This is a genomic window from Paenibacillus foliorum (genome assembly GCF_013141765.1).
GTDB lineage: Bacteria > Bacillota > Bacilli > Paenibacillales > NBRC-103111 > Paenibacillus_S > Paenibacillus_S foliorum.
The window spans coordinates 1-1,245 of sequence record NZ_WHOD01000115.1 but is presented as its reverse complement, the minus strand read 5'-3'; the positions used below and the strand labels follow the sequence as shown (position 1 = coordinate 1,245).

General features: G+C 45.5%; 1 protein-coding gene. It reads right to left on the bottom strand.

Features of this window, described 5'->3' with window-relative positions:
* Positions 1-46: 46 nt before the first annotated feature.
* On the bottom strand, positions 47-1,245 hold a 1,199-nt coding region (gene ltrA / locus GC093_RS30555; protein WP_171655729.1), incomplete at its 5' end, for a group II intron reverse transcriptase/maturase.

The window sequence follows — 1,245 nt, the reverse complement described above, 5'->3', positions numbered from 1 at the left end:
TTCCCTCATACGGCTTTCCGATGTTCTTCTTTCATGCGCATGCAGATTACAGTAATGTCCTTAATCCATTTTGTTTGGCTAGAAAACTCACTTCTCGAATTAACCCTATCCATCTTGGTCTTTGTCTTTTCTTGGCGTACCATCGTGTTAGCCTTTGCAGAATATACCAATCCAACTTGGCCAGCTTCCGCTGACTGTAGTTGGTGTAGTAGTAATTACGCCATCCCATAATCTTCGGATTTAGCCATGCGATATGTTCAGAAATGGAGAATGTACGCATCTTAGGTGGTGCGAGTCTACCCTTTACCACCTCACGGATACGCTCATCTGCTTTCTTCGCTAACCACTGTTGTGTCGTAAAGTAAACCCTGCTCGTCGACGTTTCCGCCTTTGTTTTACGGTGATGCATGCCTAAGAAATCAAAACCTTCTTCCCCTGTCCATAATCCTACGATTCGTGTTTTTGTCGGGTGTAAAGTCAGCTCTAGTCGCTCCATAATGGTACGAATTAGCTTATAGGCATGGTCGGCATCCTTCTTCGTTTTGCAGATGACCACAAGATCATCTGCGTAACGTGTTAGTTCTCCGATTCCTTTTCCATGTCTTTCCCATAACACGTCGAAGTAGTTCAGGTAGATATTCGCGAGTAGGGGTGAGATCACTCCACCCTGCGGAGTGCCTAGATCGGAGCGCCGAATAGTTCCTTCTTCCATTACTCCCGCTTGCAACCATTTGTGAATTAACTTTAGAACTCGTCTGTCATTAATGCGCATCTCAACTAGCTTCATGAGCTTGTCTTGGTTGATGTTGTCAAAGTAGCCTTGGATGTCGACATCGACCACCCAGTTTCCTTTGCGATTGCATGCTTTACGGATTCGTTCGAGCGCTTGCTTGGCACTTCTTTTCGGTCTGAATCCAAAGGAGACTTCTTGAAAGTCTGCTTCGAATATGGGTTCGATGATGAGTTTCATTGCCATTTGTACGACGCGATCTCTCACAGTTGGGATACCTAGTGGTCTTGGCTTGCCATCCTTCTTCGGGATGTATTGTCGTCTTACAGGCTGGGGATGGTAGTTCCCCTGTTTCAACTGCTCCTGACATTCTTGAAGGAATGAATCTACACCTAGCTTCTCAATGTCCGCTAGTGTTTCTCCATCTACTCCTGAGGCTCCTTTGTTTGCCCTAACTCGACTCCAAGCTTCTTGTAAGATATCTGTTCTGTAGATCTTGTCATATAAGGCATGGA